The 13226-nt window shown below is 71.1% G+C and carries 15 protein-coding genes and 1 riboswitch; of the genes, 8 read left to right on the top strand and 7 right to left on the bottom strand.

Annotation, left to right across the window (positions count from 1 at the left end; genetic code table 11):
• Positions 1–252: 252 nt before the first annotated feature.
• Positions 253–978: a cytochrome c family protein gene (locus CDN99_RS20915; RefSeq protein WP_158218911.1), complete on the top strand. Its 726-nt coding sequence runs from the start codon at positions 253–255 to the stop codon at positions 976–978.
• Between the two features lies 1 nt (position 979).
• On the opposite strand, the gene CDN99_RS20920 is transcribed toward CDN99_RS20915, so the two are convergent.
• The gene (locus CDN99_RS20920) at positions 980–1657 is read right to left on the bottom strand and encodes a glutathione S-transferase family protein (RefSeq protein ID WP_088386840.1); all 678 of its coding nucleotides are present in this window, start codon (positions 1655–1657) and stop codon (positions 980–982) included.
• 297 nt (positions 1658–1954) lie between these two features.
• Here CDN99_RS20920 and CDN99_RS20925 point away from each other — a divergent pair, with 297 nt between their 5' ends.
• Positions 1955–2572 carry a DUF6515 family protein gene (locus tag CDN99_RS20925; protein ID WP_088386841.1) on the top strand — a complete coding sequence of 206 codons (618 nt, stop codon included), beginning with the start codon at positions 1955–1957 and terminating at the stop codon, positions 2570–2572.
• A gap of 6 nt (positions 2573–2578) precedes the next feature.
• Here CDN99_RS20925 and CDN99_RS20930 read toward each other — a convergent pair whose 3' ends face one another.
• On the bottom strand, positions 2579–3586 hold the full coding sequence (locus CDN99_RS20930) for an XdhC family protein (protein WP_088386842.1): 1008 nt from the start codon (positions 3584–3586) through the stop codon (positions 2579–2581).
• A gap of 51 nt (positions 3587–3637) precedes the next feature.
• Here CDN99_RS20930 and CDN99_RS20935 point away from each other — a divergent pair, with 51 nt between their 5' ends.
• Both CDN99_RS20935 and CDN99_RS20940 read left to right on the top strand, forming a co-directional pair.
• The gene (locus CDN99_RS20935) at positions 3638–4207 is read left to right on the top strand and encodes an SRPBCC family protein (protein WP_088386843.1); all 570 of its coding nucleotides are present in this window, start codon (positions 3638–3640) and stop codon (positions 4205–4207) included.
• A gap of 164 nt (positions 4208–4371) precedes the next feature.
• On the top strand, positions 4372–5454 hold the full coding sequence (locus CDN99_RS20940) for an acyltransferase family protein (RefSeq protein WP_088386844.1): 1083 nt from the start codon (positions 4372–4374) through the stop codon (positions 5452–5454).
• Between the two features lie 125 nt (positions 5455–5579).
• Here the strand turns inward: CDN99_RS20940 and CDN99_RS20945 are convergent, their stop codons facing one another.
• Positions 5580–6272, bottom strand: a complete 693-nt coding sequence (locus tag CDN99_RS20945) for a helix-turn-helix transcriptional regulator (RefSeq protein ID WP_088386845.1) — start codon at positions 6270–6272, stop codon at positions 5580–5582.
• A gap of 62 nt (positions 6273–6334) precedes the next feature.
• Between CDN99_RS20945 and CDN99_RS20950 the strand changes: the two genes are divergently transcribed.
• Positions 6335–7657, top strand: coding sequence for an NAD(P)/FAD-dependent oxidoreductase (locus tag CDN99_RS20950; protein WP_088386846.1), 1323 nt, complete (start codon positions 6335–6337; stop codon positions 7655–7657).
• 67 nt (positions 7658–7724) lie between these two features.
• On the opposite strand, the gene CDN99_RS20955 is transcribed toward CDN99_RS20950, so the two are convergent.
• Positions 7725–8108: a VOC family protein gene (locus tag CDN99_RS20955; protein WP_088386847.1), complete on the bottom strand. Its 384-nt coding sequence runs from the start codon at positions 8106–8108 to the stop codon at positions 7725–7727.
• Positions 8109–8270: 162 nt separating this feature from the next.
• Between CDN99_RS20955 and CDN99_RS20960 the strand changes: the two genes are divergently transcribed.
• From CDN99_RS20960 to CDN99_RS20970, 3 genes are all read left to right on the top strand, one after another.
• Positions 8271–9602 carry a M16 family metallopeptidase gene (locus CDN99_RS20960; RefSeq protein ID WP_088386848.1) on the top strand — a complete coding sequence of 444 codons (1332 nt, stop codon included), beginning with the start codon at positions 8271–8273 and terminating at the stop codon, positions 9600–9602.
• On the top strand, positions 9599–11056 hold the full coding sequence (locus CDN99_RS20965) for a M16 family metallopeptidase (protein WP_158218912.1): 1458 nt from the start codon (positions 9599–9601) through the stop codon (positions 11054–11056). Before CDN99_RS20960 ends, CDN99_RS20965 begins: the two co-directional genes overlap by 4 nt.
• A riboswitch (yybP-ykoY riboswitch) is annotated at positions 11036–11169 on the top strand. Its footprint overlaps the gene before it by 21 nt.
• A gap of 78 nt (positions 11170–11247) precedes the next feature.
• Positions 11248–11826 carry a TMEM165/GDT1 family protein gene (locus CDN99_RS20970; RefSeq protein WP_088386850.1) on the top strand — a complete coding sequence of 193 codons (579 nt, stop codon included), beginning with the start codon at positions 11248–11250 and terminating at the stop codon, positions 11824–11826.
• Here CDN99_RS20970 and CDN99_RS20975 read toward each other — a convergent pair.
• The 3 genes from CDN99_RS20975 to CDN99_RS20985 all read right to left on the bottom strand — a co-directional run bounded on the left by CDN99_RS20975 (position 11748) and on the right by CDN99_RS20985 (position 13145).
• Positions 11748–12230, bottom strand: coding sequence for a type II toxin-antitoxin system VapC family toxin (locus tag CDN99_RS20975; RefSeq protein ID WP_088386851.1), 483 nt, complete (start codon positions 12228–12230; stop codon positions 11748–11750). The two genes, CDN99_RS20970 and CDN99_RS20975, sit on opposite strands and share 79 nt — an antisense overlap.
• The gene (locus CDN99_RS20980; RefSeq protein ID WP_088386852.1) at positions 12227–12523 is read right to left on the bottom strand and encodes an AbrB/MazE/SpoVT family DNA-binding domain-containing protein; all 297 of its coding nucleotides are present in this window, start codon (positions 12521–12523) and stop codon (positions 12227–12229) included. The genes CDN99_RS20975 and CDN99_RS20980 overlap by 4 nt, the downstream gene beginning before the upstream one ends.
• 328 nt (positions 12524–12851) lie before the next feature.
• The gene (locus CDN99_RS20985) at positions 12852–13145 is read right to left on the bottom strand and encodes an AbrB/MazE/SpoVT family DNA-binding domain-containing protein (RefSeq protein WP_088386853.1); all 294 of its coding nucleotides are present in this window, start codon (positions 13143–13145) and stop codon (positions 12852–12854) included.
• Positions 13146–13226 lie beyond the last annotated feature (81 nt).

Genomic DNA, 13226 nt, shown 5'->3' on the forward strand with positions numbered 1-13226 from the left:
GCCGGGCGGCACTTGCGGGCCGCGTCGGTCGCGGTCGTCGGCGCGATGGCGTCGGTGGCCGTGATGGCCGCCTCGAGTCCGATCACGTCGACTGCCAAGAGCGCCTCGCCGGTGGCGACCGGTACGCCCGCCGTTTCGGCCGTACCCTCCGCGGCATCGGCATCGGCATCGGCATCGGCATCGGCATCGACATCGACATCGACATCGGTCGCGCCGAGGGACTTGCCTCCATCGGCGGCCCTGCGCGCGCCCTTGGGTGACAAGCCAGGCCTGGCGCCGCTGACCGTCACCGTGCTGGAGCCTCATCTGGCGCGCGACGGCCGCATGCCCGAGGTCCGCTACGTCGGCTTCGAGGCCGGCGCCGTGCTGACGCGCGTGCTGGGCGCGGGTTGGCGCGCGCCGGGGCAGGAGCTGGAGTTCAGGGCTCTCGACGGTTTCGTGTCGCGCATTCCGGTCGAGCGTTTCGCCCAGCACCGCGCCTGGCTGGTGACGGCGCGCGCGGACGGGCGTGCGTTCGAGGTGGACAACCACCTGCAGGGCGAGCGGCAGGTGCCGCTGGGCCCGTATTACCTCGTGTGGGACAACCGCGCGTCGAAGGCGCTGCAGGCCGAAGGCGGCGCGTTGTGGCCCTACCAGGTGACGACGGTCCGTGTGGGACCGTCGTCGATGCGCGCGCTGTTGCCTGGCGACCTGGCGGCGACCTATGCGGGCGCCGCCGATCTCGCGCGCACGCATTGCCTGAGCTGCCACCGCGTCCGCGGCTACGGCGGCGACAAGATGCCGCTGGATCTCGACGTCGTCGTGAAGGGCTACGACGCGGCGACCTGGCGGCGCTGGCTGCTGGAGCCGGCCGCGGTGCGGCCCGGCACTACGATGCCGGCGTTGGCCGAGGGCATGCCCGCCGCGGAGCGGGCCGCGATCGCGCAGCGTCTGTACGACTATCTGCGCGCGTTGCCGCCGGGGACGCCGGCGCGCTAGGTCAGTACCAGGGCTGCGGCAGGGCCTCGCTCGCCATCGTGCGCAGCAGCGCGGGGCGCTCCGCCATGCGCGCGAGGAATGCCGCCAACGCGGGTCGACCGCGCGCCGGATCGGCGAAGTTGCGAGTCCACCGGCACAGCATGAAGGCGAACGGGTCCAGCACCGAGTAGCGCTCGCCCAGCAGCCACGGACCGCCGTGGCGGTCGAACTCCGCCGCCAGCAGGTCGAGCTGCGCGCTGGCGCGGACCTGCGCCTGCTGCTTGACCTCGGCGCTGCCGGCGGTGTTGCCGGGCGCGACGAAACGGTCGGGGTAGTAGTAGCTGATGATGGTCGGCTGCAGCGTGTTGGTCAGCCACATCAGCCACTTGTAGGCCTGCGCGCGGGCGGCGGTGCCCAGCGGCGGCATCAGGCCGGCGTCGGGATGCGTGTCGGCCAGGTGCAGCAGGATCGCGGCGGTCTCGAAGAAGACCAGGTCGCCCTGGCCGTCACCCGCGACGGCGTCGCGCGTGTCGCGCAGCGCGGGCAGCAGGCCGTTGGGATTGATCGCCAGGAACTCGGGCGCCTTGTGCTCGCCCTTGTCGCGGTCGACCAGCCGCAGCTGGAACGGCACGCCCAACTCGTTCAGGACCACGTGGGGCGCGAAGCTGGCGTTGCTGGGGAAGTAGTAGAGCTCGATCATGGTGGCGAGGCGTCGGGGGAGGACTCGATGGAAAAAGCCGCAGCGGGCGATGAGGCCGAGGGCGTCGTGACGGCGGCGTGAGCCCGTCGTGAAGACGTCGTCGATGCGCGGCCGGTCGCCGCGACGGCGCGCATCATCGCCGATCCGCGCGGGCGCAGGAATGCCGCGCGCGGCGGGGTGGGGCGCCGTGAGCAATGGATCTTTACCGCTGCGAAACCGCCCCCCGTAGACGGTCCGGAGCGGGCCGGCGTTGAATACCCACCTGAACTCACGCGCGCGCTGTCCGGCGCTTCCATCATGAACAAGCTTCGTTGGCTGATTCCCGTCGTGCTGGCCCTGGGCTCGGGGCTGGCGTCCGCCCAGCATCACGGGGGCCCCGGTCCGCGGGCCGAGATCGGCCTGCACTTCGATGCCCGGTATCACCACGACCACTACTACCCGTCGCCGGGCTATGTCTCGCGCGGCCTGCCGTCTGGCGCGATGTTCGTCGGCAACCGCTACTGGTATCACGGTGGGGTCTGGTACCAGCCGTGGGGCCCGAGCTACCGCGTCATCCTGCCGCCGATCGGATTCGTGGTGCCCATCCTGCCGTCGGCCTACGTGTCGCTGCGCATCGGCGGCCTGCCCTACTACTACGCCAACGGCGCGTACTACGCGGTGGCGTCGCCCGGCCCGGGCTACGTCGTCGTCGCCCCGCCCCCCGGCGCCGATGCCGCGCAACCGGCACCGGTCGCGCCGCCGCGGCCCGATCCGATCATCTATCCGCGCAATGGTCAGAGCCCGGAGCAGACCGAGGCCGACCGCCAGACCTGCAACCGCTGGGCCACCACGCAGCCGTCGGCGATGAACGACGCCGGCATCTTCAATCGCGCGGTCGAGGCCTGCATGGATGGGCGTGGGTACAGCATGCGGTGAGGGCGCTCACACCACGCACCCCGCCTCCGCCCCGCCCGTCGGCACCGCGCTGCTGCTGACCTGCACGCCGTAGCGTTCCGCCGTCATGTGGGCCAGGATCGCCAGCGCGATCTCGGGGGGCGTGCGGGCGCCGATGTGCAGGCCGACCGGTCCATGCAGCCGGTCCAGCTGCGCGTCGCTGAGGTCGAAGTGCTCCTTCAACCGCGCGCGGCGCTTGGCCTGATTGACGCGCGAGCCGATCGCGCCGACGTAGAACGCCGGGCTGCGCAGCGCCTCCATCAGCGCCAGGTCGTCGAGCTTGGGATCATGGGTCAGCGCCACGATCGCCGTGTGTCCGTCGGGGTCGAGGCGCTGGACCACGTCGTCCGGCATGTCCCGCGTCAGCGGCGCCGCCAGCAGGGTCCATGGATAGTCGTCGCGCGGGTCGCAGACCTGCACCTGGTAGTCGAGCGCCAGCGCCATCTGCGCCAGGTACTGGCTCATCTGTCCGGCGCCGATGATCAGCAGTCGCCATTGCGGCCCATGGTGCGTGACCATCCGCGTCCCGCTCAGCACCAGCCGGTCCGCGCCGTCGCGTGAATGGGCGGGCGGCTCGGTCAGCGTCACCACGCCCGTGGTCAGGTCCAGCGTCCGCAGCACCCGCTCGCCGCGAGAGAGCCGCTCCAGCAGCGCCGCGATCGAGGAGCCCGCGCCGACCGGCTCCAGCATCAGCTCCAACGTGCCGCCGCACGGCAGGCCGAAGCGCTGCGCCGCCTCCGCGCCGACGCCGTAGCGGATCAGCTCGGGCGCCTTGAGCGTCAGCGCGCCCTCGCGGATCCTGGCCACCAGGTCGTCCTCGATGCAGCCGCCGGAGACCGAGCCGGCGATCATCCCGTCCGATCGCACGGCGACGATCGATCCGACCGGACGCGGCGCGGAGCCCCAGGTCCGCGTGATCGTGCCCAGCACGACGCGATGATCGGCGTCGTGCCATTGCTGCACCTGACGCAGCACCTGCAGGTCCATGTTGTCCATGCGCGCACCATAGCGAATTCCGTTCCCGCCTGCCGGGCGGACAATCCGCCCATGCCCACCCTTGCCCTGAATGCCGACCTCGTCCTGCCCGTGTCGCAGGCGACCGCCTGGAACGCGCTGCACGATCTGACGCTGCTCGTCGACAGCCTGCCCGCCGACGCGCGCCTGGCTGCTGGCGACGCGGCCCATTCGTTCGCGCTGGCGCTGCCCGGCTTCGAGGGCCGCGTGCTGCTGCTCGACATCGAGCGCCCGAGCCGGCTCCGCCTGAGCTTCGAGGGGCAGGGCCCGCGCACCGGCGGAGCGACCGGGCAGGCGCAGTTCCGGCTGGAGTCGCTCGGCGCCTACCGCACGCTGGTGCATGTCGCCCTGGTGATCCAGGCCGAGCGCCAGGTGCCGTCCAAGATCGTCGGCCTCGACCTGCTCCGGGCCCGCCTGGCGGCCTTCGAAGCGGCGGTCGATCGCCGCCATCCGGCCGATCGTCCCAAGCCGGTGACGCCGCCGCCCAAGCCCTGGCCGCAGCGGTTGCTGGACTGGTACCTGGGCTGGTTCGCGGGCATGTTCAACGGGACGCTGTTCCCACCGCCGAAGCCGCGCCAACGGCGTCCGCGCGCGAGGCGATGAGCGCCGCCACGCCGCCACGACCGCCGCCGGCCCACCGTGGCGCCGGGGCGCCATGCGGCGGCCGAGGCGGACGTTCCGGGACGTAACTCCTTGATTCGCCACTAGAATCCGCCCCGTCCTGACGGCCACCTCGCGGTGGCCTTTGTTTTTCCCGCCTGCTCCCGATGGCCTCACGCCTCCTCCCGCTCGATGCACTGCGCGCGCTTGCCGCGCAACTGATCGTGCTGCACCACCTGTCCGTCTATGGCCCGATCGCGGAGGCGATGCACGGGCTGTTTCCGCTGTTGTCGGGCTGGTTCCACGACTACGGCCGGATGGCGGTGCAGATCTTCCTGGTGCTGGGCGGCTACCTGAGCGCGCGGGCGTTGTCGGCGCAGGAGGCGCAACTGCGCCAGTCCGCGCCGGCCCTGCTGGCACAGCGCTACTGGCGGCTGGTGCCGCCGTTCATGGCGGCGGTGGGCCTGACGCTGGCGGTGTCCTGGCTGGTGGCGCCGCTGCTGCCGGAGCTGGTGCCGACGCAGGTCCACTTCACCCAGGTCCTGGCCCATGCGTTGCTGCTGCACGACCTGGTGGAGGTCGAGGCGCTGACGGTCGGCGCCTGGTACGTGGCCATCGACTTCCAGCTCTTCGCGCTGCTGCTGGCGGTGATGTGGGGCCTGCGCTGGCTGCCGCTGAAGCGCGCGACGCGGCAATGGCTCGCGCCCGCCGTGGTGGGCGTGCTCTGCGCCGCCTCGTTGCTGAAGTTCAACCGGATGGCCGCCCTGGATGCCTACGCGATCTATTTCTTCGGCGCCTACGGCCTGGGCGCGCTGCTCTGGTGGTGCCGGGGCTGGCCGACGCCCGCCCGGCGCGTCGGCCTGATCGCCCTGGGCCTGCTGATGGCGGCGGCGCTGGCGCTTCAGTTCCGCGAGCGGCTGGTGGTGGCCACGCTGACCGCCGCCGTGATCGTGCTGTGGCGCCGCGGCGCCGGCCCGGCCTGGGTCCAGCAGCACCTGCAGACGCTGGCGCGCCATGCGTATGCGCTGTTCCTGGTCCACTTCCCGGTCTGCCTGCTGGTCAACGCCGTCTACGAGCACCGCGCCGAAAGCCCCGCCCCGATGCTGGACGCGCTCGCCCCGCTGGCGCTGCTGGCCGCCTGGCTGCTGAGCAACATGGCCGCCGTGCCCTTCCATCGCTGGATCGAGGCGCCGCTGTTGCGCTGGCGGCCACGCGCCGCCGCGCTGCCGGCGCCGATCGCGACCCGCTGAGCGGCGCCGCCTCGTGCGGTCCTTCCTGCCACGATGTGCCGGCGACGCTTCGGTGTTCCCGCCAGCGCCTCGCGCCGCCTCGTGACCCAGCCTCGCGCCGGGTGCCCGGGTCCCGGCGTCTTCCCTCAGGCCCAGTTCTCGCGCGCGCTCTCGTGGCGCTGCAGGTCGGCCAGCGTCTTGCCGGGCTCGTCGCGGAAGCGCTCCTCGGTCAGTTCCAGCTGCTGCACGCGGTCGACGCGGAAGCTGCGGAAGTCCTCGCGCAACTCGCACCAGGCCGAGAAGGTCCACACCGGGCCCCAGAAGAAACACGCCAGCGGTCGCACGAGGCGGGTGCTGGTCTGGTCGTTCAGGTCCAGGTAATGCAGGCGCAGCTTGGTGCGGGACTCCGTGGCCAGGCGCAACTGGGTCAGGCGCTCGCGGGTCGCGTCGTCCAGGCCGCGTTGCGGCGCGTAGACGGTCAGGCTCTCGGCCGCGGCGCGCGCGGTGCCGGGCAGCACCGCGAAGATCTTGCTGAGCGCCTCCTCGGCGCGCTGGCCGAGCACCGCGTCCAGCTGCGGCTGCGCCAGCCGCACCGCGGCGACCAGCGACTGGGCCTCCTCCGCGCTGAACATCAGCGGCGGCAGCTCGAAACCCACGCGCATGCGGTAGCCCACGCCCGCCTCGCCGTCGATCGGCACGCCCTGCTGCTGCAGCGCGGCCACGTCCCGGTAGACGGTGCGGATCGAGACCTCCAGCCGCTGGGACAGGAACTCGGCGGTGGTGAGGCGGCGTCCACGGATCAGTTGGACGATCTGGAACAAGCGGTCGGCGCGGCGCATCCGGCGATTGTCAGCCAAGGGCATGACGGGTACGGGTCGTCATCCCCGCTAGGATGTGTCGCATGGATGCCCACACCGCCAAGCCTTCCCCGGAACTGCCCCATGTCGTCATCGTCGGTTGCGGTTTCGGCGGCCTGGAGGCGACCAAGGTCTTCGAGGGCGCGCCGGTGCGGGTGACGCTGCTGGACCGCAGCAACCACCACCTGTTCCAGCCGCTGCTGTACCAGGTCGCGACCGCCGGCCTGTCCGCGCCGGCGATCGCGGCGCCGATCCGGCACATGCGCCGGCACCAACGCAACCTGACGGTGCTGATGGCCGACGTCGTGGCGATCGACAAGGCGCGCCGCGAGGTCCGCCTCGCCGACGGCCAGGCCATTCCCTACGACCAGCTCATCGTCGCCGCGGGCGCGACCCACAGCTATTTCGGCAACGACCAGTGGCAGGAGCACGCGCCCGGGCTGAAGACCCTGGCCGACGCCTTCACGCTGCGCGCGCGGCTGCTCAGCGCCTTCGAGCGCGCCGAGACCCTGCCCGACGACGCCAGCCGGGCGCCCTGGTTGAACTTCGTCGTCATCGGCGGCGGCCCGACCGGTGTCGAAATGGCCGGCACGCTGGCCGAGATCGCCCGTCACACGCTGCGTGACGAGTTCCGCCGCATCGACCCCGGCCGCGCGCAGGTGCTGCTGGTGGAAGGCTCGGAGCGGATCCTGGCGGCGTTCAAGCCGGAGCAGTCCGCGCAGGCGAAGGCGCAGCTGGAGCGGCTCGGGGTGCAGGTGCGGGTCGGCTGCCGGGTCGTGGGCATCGACGAGGCGGGCGTGGACCTGCAGACCGCCGACGGCGGCCGGGAGCGCATCGCCGCGCGGACCAAGGTCTGGGCCGCGGGCGTGGCCGCGTCGCCGCTGGCGCGCACGCTGGACGTGCCGCTGGACCGCGCCGGGCGGGTGATCGTCGACGAGCACATGAACATCCCTGGGCACGCCGAGGTCTACGTCGTCGGCGACATGGCCGCCGCGACCAGCCTGGAGAAGGACGGCACCCGCAAGCCGGTGCCCGGCGTCAGCCCCGGCGCCAAGCAGGCCGGCCGGCACGCGGCGCGGCAGATCCTGGCGCGCATGAACGGGCGTGCGGAGCCGCCGTTCCGCTACCGCGACTACGGCAACCTCGCGACCATCGGCCGCAAGGCCGCGGTCGCCGATCTGGGCTCGATCCAGTTCAGCGGCTTCGCGGCATGGCTGTTCTGGCTCTTCGTCCACGTGTACTTCCTGATCGGTTTCCGCAACCGGGTCCGGGTCTTCGCCGACTGGGCCTGGGCCTACTTCACCTTCCAGCGCCACGCGCGCATCGTCGTGGAGCCCAAGGGGGGCCTGAGGCAGGACGAGGCCTGAGGTTCGATCGGGCGCGAGGGCGGTGGCCCCGCGGCATGCCCGGTCGCGAGGGCGGGCGGACGCCCGCTCAGATCGGCGTGCAGATCTCGACCAGCGTGCCGTCGGGGCAGCGCACATAGGCCACCACCTGCCCCCAGGGCTTGGTCGTCGGCGGGGTCAGGCCTTGCGCCCCGGCACCCAGCGCGCGGGCGTAGGCGGCCGGCACGTCGGTGGTGGACAGGCCGATCTCCATGCCCAGCGGCGCGCCGTCGTCGGCGCGGCGGTAGTCCTGGCCGAGGTTGCCGCGGGCGATGTCGTGGCGGGCGAAGGACAGCGTCGTGGCGCCGGTCTCCAGTTCGCCGTAGGCGCCCGATTCATGCAGGAAGCGCCGCGTCAGGCCGAAGGCCTGCTCGAAGAAGCTCAGCGAGGCCGGCACCTCCGCGACGTAGACGATGGTGTAGGCGAAGTTCATGGCGGGGTTCCCGGGCGTTGATCGTGGACAGTGGCGCGGGGGACGGCTGTCCCTCGTGGGCGGGGCATCGTCTCCTGCTGGCCGCATTCGGTCGTAGGACGATGTCGCGCCGATGATGCGGACCGGCTGCTGACAGCGGAATGGCAGCTATGCTGCCGCCTCATGAGTTCTCCCGCCCTCGAGCCGCAGCGACTCCCGAACGGCCTGCTCTGGCTGGCACGGCCGGCGGCGGGCGCGCAGGCCGCGGTGCGCATTGTCTACCGCTGCGGCGGGCGCGACGATCCGACCGGCCGCAGCGGCCTGTCGCACTTGACGCTGCGCCTGGTGGCCGGCGCCAGCCGCTATCTGGAGCCCGGCCAGTTCCAGCGGCTGATCGCGTCGGCGGGCGGGCGCTCGCGCATCGAGATCGACGAGGATTTCGCCGCGTTGCAGACCGTCGTCCCGGCGCATCAGCTCGAACGCGTGCTCTGGGCCGAGGCCGAGCGGATGAGCAATCCGCGACTGGATCCCGACACGCTGGCCAGCGCGCGGCTTCAATTGCGCCAGGCGGTGCAGGAGCCGCAGTTGAATCCCTATGCGCGACTGGACCTAGCGGTGCAGCGGCACGGCTACCTGACGCATCCCTATCAACGCGGCGCGCTCGGCGACCCCGAGCAACTGCGCGATGTCGACATCGACACGGTGCGCGCCTTTCACGCCGCCAACTTCCGTTGCGACCGGGCGATGTTGATCGTGACCGGGGCCTTCGACGAGGCGACGGTGGCGCGCTGGGTGCTGCACTACTTCGGCTCGATCCGGCCGCCGTTGCCGCCGGCCTCGGCGCCGGTGGTGTCCAGCGCCGCGACACTGCCGCAGCAGTGGCCCGCCGCCTCCGGCGCCTCGGCCCCCGAGCTGCGAGAAAGCCGTCGCCCGCAGAGCCAGACCTTGAAGCTCGCGCTCTCGCAGGCGCCGCTGCCGGCGGCCGCGCTGGTCTGGCAGGCGCCGCGCGCCGACGATCCCTCCACCCCGACCTGGCAAGTGGCGCAGGCGCTGCTGGGGCTGGGCCGGTCCGGTCGCTTGATCGACACGCTGGTCGACGAGAAGGCGCTCGCGCACCAGCTCAGCCTGAGGCTGGTCCAGCATCGGGAGGCGGGCCTGCTCGTCGCCCAGGCGCTGGCGGCGCATGGGCAGACGGCGGCGCCCGTGGCGCAGGCCCTGCAGCAGGAAGTGCTGCGATTGGCCGACGAGCCGGTCACCGATGAGGAGCTCGACAAGGCCAAGGCCCTGCTGAGCCGCGACACGCAGTCCGCGGAATGTACCGCGGACCGGCTCGCGCGGGCGCTCGGCGAAGCCTGGGCGGTGCGCGGCGATGTCAACGCCGAGGCCAAGGACGCAGCGCTTCGCGCGAAGCTGGTCGCGGCCGATGTGCAGCAGTTGTGGCGCAAGCAGGTGGTGCAGGCGCCGGTGCTGACGCTGCTGGCGGACATCGGCGCCGCCGCGGGAGTCGCGGCATGAGTCCCATCGGCGGCATGAACGAAACGAAACAGGACCGCGGCGGCATCAAGCGGCGCGACTGGTTGCTCGGCGCGACGCTCGTGTCGGGCTCGGCGGTGGTGCCGGTCCTGGCGCAGGACGGCTTCGAGCAGCCGCCGGAAGCACCGCCCGCGCCCCAGCCGGCGCCGCTCGCCATCCAGCAGACGAAGCTGCCGAACGGGCTGCGCATCGTCGTGCTGCCGCGACCCGGCGCGACGCGCACGGCGATCCGTCTGATCGGCGACGGCGGTTGGCTGCGAGATCCGGCCGGCAAGGAAGGGCTGGCCGAGGTGGCGCTGGCGATGCTTGCGCAGGGCGCGAAACGCGATGGCGAGCTGATGGAGTCCGCCGACATCGCCTATGCCGGCGATCTCCTGGGTCTGCCGCTGCGCCTGGAGCTGACGCCCGGCGGCGCGGAGCTGGTGCTGGAGGCGCTGCCGGACCAATGCGACGACGCCGTCAATCTGATGGCGGACCTGACGCAGCGGCCGACGCTGGCGTTCGAGTCGCTGGAGCACATGCGCAGCCGCGCGCAGGACGCGCTGGTGCTGCGCCGCGCCGATGCGCTGCTGCTGGCGCCGTGGGTGGCACGGCGGGCGTTCTGGGGCCGGTCGCAACCGGTGCAGACGTCGGCGAGCCTGAAGCGGCTCAAGCGCGAGGACGTGCTCGCCTTCCACCGCCAGTACTGGCGACCGGAGCGCACCGTGCTGCTGTTCGCCGGCGACCTGTCGCTGGAGACGGCGCGCGGGCTGGCGGACGACTTCATGGCGGACTGGCGCGTGCCGAAGGCGCCGCCGCCGACGACGACACCGGCCGTCGCGCTCGCGTCGACCACGCCGCCCGGGGCGACCACGCCGACCGCGCAGTTCCTGCAACTGCCGCAAGGGCAGGGCTGCCGGCTGATCGTGCAGACGGCGGTGCCGCGCGGCACGCCGCCGGTGCTGCGGGCGCTGGCGCGCGAGCTGATGCATCAGCGGCTGGCCTCGCGCCTGCCGTGGCCGTGGGACAGCGAGATCGAATCACTGGGCGGCACCTTCTGCTGGCGGATGAGCGTGACGCTGCCCGTGTCCGCGGTGGCCGAGCAACTGGCGCTGCTGCGCGAGCAACTGCCGATGATCGCGGCCGAGGCGGTCTCGCCGGAGGATCTGGCGATGGCGCAGGCATTGGCGCTCGGCGACTGGCAGGCGCGTCTGGCCGAGGCGCCGGATGAGCTGCTGGCGCGGGCGATCGCGGCCGGGGAGCTCGAGGACTGCCAGCAATGGCCGCAACGCGTGCGGGCCGTCAGCGCGCCGGTGCTGCAGTTGCTGATGAGCGCCAGTTGGCGCGACAACCGCACACAGCTGCTGCTGATTGGCGACGCCGGGCCGCCGGAGCCGGCGCAGCGCGCCTGGCCGGGACTGAGCCTGGCTACAATGCGCGCTGTCATTGGGGAGTAGCCGCTGCACCCCGCCCGTCGCCCGACGGGCTTACTCAGCAGACCCGCGTCAACAGACTTGAGCTTGTGCTCATGGCGCGAGGTAGCCAGGAACCGTCGTGTTCCCAGCCTGGCGAGACCTTTGACCATGCTCCCGGGTTGCGGCCGGCGGAGGCGTGGTCATTGGTACGTCTCGGCCGCTGAGCGTTTTTCATGGAAGCCTTCCTCATTTCCACCGGCCTGGTGGCCCTCGCCGAGATCGGCGACAAGACCCAATTGCTGGCCTTCATCCTGGCCGCGAGATTCCGGCGCCCCGGCCCGATCGTGCTGGGCATCCTGATCGCGACGCTGGTGAATCACGCCTGTGCCGGCGCGGTCGGCAGCTGGATCACGACGCAGGTGTCGCCGCAGACGTTGCGCTGGGTGCTGGGCGTGGGCTTCATCGCGATGGCGGTGTGGACGCTGATCCCGGACAAGATCGACGAGGCGGAGACGGGCGGCCGATTCCGTCTGGGCGTGCTGGGCACGACGATCGTGGCGTTCTTCCTGGCCGAGATGGGCGACAAGACGCAGATCGCGACGGTCGCGCTGGCCGCGCGCTTCAACGACCTGTGGCCGGTGGTGGCGGGCACGACCTTCGGCATGATGATCGCCAACGTGCCGGCGGTGCTGGTGGGCGACAAGCTCGCGCACAAGCTGCCCGTGCGGCTGGTTCACGGCATCGCGGCCGTGATCTTCGCGGTGTTGGGGGTGCTGACGCTGCTGGGCGCGGGGGAGTCGTTGGGGCTTTGACCGCCACGAACCGGCAGCAGCGTCATGCCGGCGCATGACGCTGCGTCGCGGTCGAAGGTCATCGTGCGTGTGCACCCGCCCAAACGGCACATCCGCTCGATCAGGTAGTCCGCGAAGTCGGCGCGACTGGTCTGGAATCGTGCAATGGCATCGGCCACATGCTCGACGCGGTCGAAGACCAGTCCGCCGTCGCGCAACAGCTTCAGCACGATGCGCACGACTTCATCGCGCTTGACCTTGTAGCGCTTGTGCAAGACCCAGACCAGCTCCACGACGGTCGGAATGCTGATGAATCCCGGCTCCTCCTGCGAGAAACCCTCCAGCAGGGCGCACGCCGCCTCGTACTCGCGCGGTGTGTCGGGAGAAAAGTAGCGCACCAGGATGTTGGTGTCGACGCCGGTCATTTCTTGTCCTTTCCCTTGCGTGCCTTGCGACGCTCCCGGTCCATGGACGCGAAGGTGTGGCTCATCTCGTCGATCGTCACTGGGCGGCGCACGCGCTTCGGAAGAATGCCCGCGCCCGGCAAGGGCCGCGTGGCGACGTAGAACAGGAACTCCTCGGGCGCGACATGGAAGAACTCCACCTTGTCGCCGGGACCGATGCGAAGCGCTTCCAGCACCTTCTCGGGAATCGTGATCTGGCGACCATCGTCGATGGTGGCAACGGGGCCGACGGAACGGACGCAGTGGGATGCCATGACGGCGCTCTCTTCGTTTCAGTGAAAGAAGCCGGTGACTCTATGGACCTCACCCACGCTCCGCACTTCCTCAAATCAGTTGTGGGAGGGGGATAGACCTGACCCTCCGATGGGGGTTCCGCGAGGAAGACCGCTGTCAGGAATCAGCGCGCCGAGGCCACTCTCGCGATATCGGCACACGCGCGTGGTCACTTGCGCAAGCTGCGATCAAGGCATCGCGGGATCGCTCGGTGAAGCTGTCGAGCAGCCGCGTGGCGGCGGGCGACTGGCGACTGGCGGGGATCATCCGCCATGACGTGACGCACCAGCACGTTGGTGTCGAGGCCCGTCATTTCCTGCTCCGCTTGCCCTTGTCGGTCCTGCGCTTCTCCCGCTCCATGGAGGCGTAGGTGTGGGTCATGTCGAAGATGCTTTGTCGCCGACGCTTTTGCCTTGGAAGAATCCCGGCGAGCGCCAAGGGGCGGGTCGAGACGTAGAACAGGTATTCGCCCGGTGCGTGGGGGAAGAACCCCACCTTATCGCCAGGACCGATGCTCAACGCGGCGCAGATCTCTGCTGGCAATGTGATCTGGTGCGCTTTCGTGAGCTCGGCCGTCGGGCCGACGACGCGTGCAAGGGTCATCTGGCACGCCTCTTTTCGATGGAAAGGGAAGTCCGTCACTCTAGAGACGACGTCGTCTCACCGCACTTCCCCAAATCAGTC

Origin of the sequence: Roseateles aquatilis, assembly GCF_002205645.1 — a bacterium.
GTDB classification, from domain to species: domain Bacteria; phylum Pseudomonadota; class Gammaproteobacteria; order Burkholderiales; family Burkholderiaceae_C; genus Roseateles; species Roseateles aquatilis.

Excerpts from the sequence above, each read along its gene's own strand:
- CDN99_RS20920 (WP_088386840.1), bottom strand. The coding sequence starts at position 1,657 with ATGATCGAGCTCTACTACTTCCCCAGCAACGCCAGCTTCGCGCCCCAC.
- CDN99_RS20925 (WP_088386841.1), top strand. The coding sequence starts at position 1,955 with ATGAACAAGCTTCGTTGGCTGATTCCCGTCGTGCTGGCCCTGGGCTCG.
- CDN99_RS20930 (WP_088386842.1), bottom strand. The coding sequence starts at position 3,586 with ATGGACAACATGGACCTGCAGGTGCTGCGTCAGGTGCAGCAATGGCAC.
- CDN99_RS20935 (WP_088386843.1), top strand. The coding sequence starts at position 3,638 with ATGCCCACCCTTGCCCTGAATGCCGACCTCGTCCTGCCCGTGTCGCAG.
- CDN99_RS20940 (WP_088386844.1), top strand. The coding sequence starts at position 4,372 with ATGGCCTCACGCCTCCTCCCGCTCGATGCACTGCGCGCGCTTGCCGCG.
- CDN99_RS20945 (WP_088386845.1), bottom strand. The coding sequence starts at position 6,272 with ATGCGCCGCGCCGACCGCTTGTTCCAGATCGTCCAACTGATCCGTGGA.
- CDN99_RS20950 (WP_088386846.1), top strand. The coding sequence starts at position 6,335 with ATGGATGCCCACACCGCCAAGCCTTCCCCGGAACTGCCCCATGTCGTC.
- CDN99_RS20955 (WP_088386847.1), bottom strand. The coding sequence starts at position 8,108 with ATGAACTTCGCCTACACCATCGTCTACGTCGCGGAGGTGCCGGCCTCG.
- CDN99_RS20960 (WP_088386848.1), top strand. The coding sequence starts at position 8,271 with ATGAGTTCTCCCGCCCTCGAGCCGCAGCGACTCCCGAACGGCCTGCTC.
- CDN99_RS20965 (WP_158218912.1), top strand. The coding sequence starts at position 9,599 with ATGAGTCCCATCGGCGGCATGAACGAAACGAAACAGGACCGCGGCGGC.
- CDN99_RS20970 (WP_088386850.1), top strand. The coding sequence starts at position 11,248 with ATGGAAGCCTTCCTCATTTCCACCGGCCTGGTGGCCCTCGCCGAGATC.
- CDN99_RS20975 (WP_088386851.1), bottom strand. The coding sequence starts at position 12,230 with ATGACCGGCGTCGACACCAACATCCTGGTGCGCTACTTTTCTCCCGAC.
- CDN99_RS20980 (WP_088386852.1), bottom strand. The coding sequence starts at position 12,523 with ATGGCATCCCACTGCGTCCGTTCCGTCGGCCCCGTTGCCACCATCGAC.
- CDN99_RS20985 (WP_088386853.1), bottom strand. The coding sequence starts at position 13,145 with ATGACCCTTGCACGCGTCGTCGGCCCGACGGCCGAGCTCACGAAAGCG.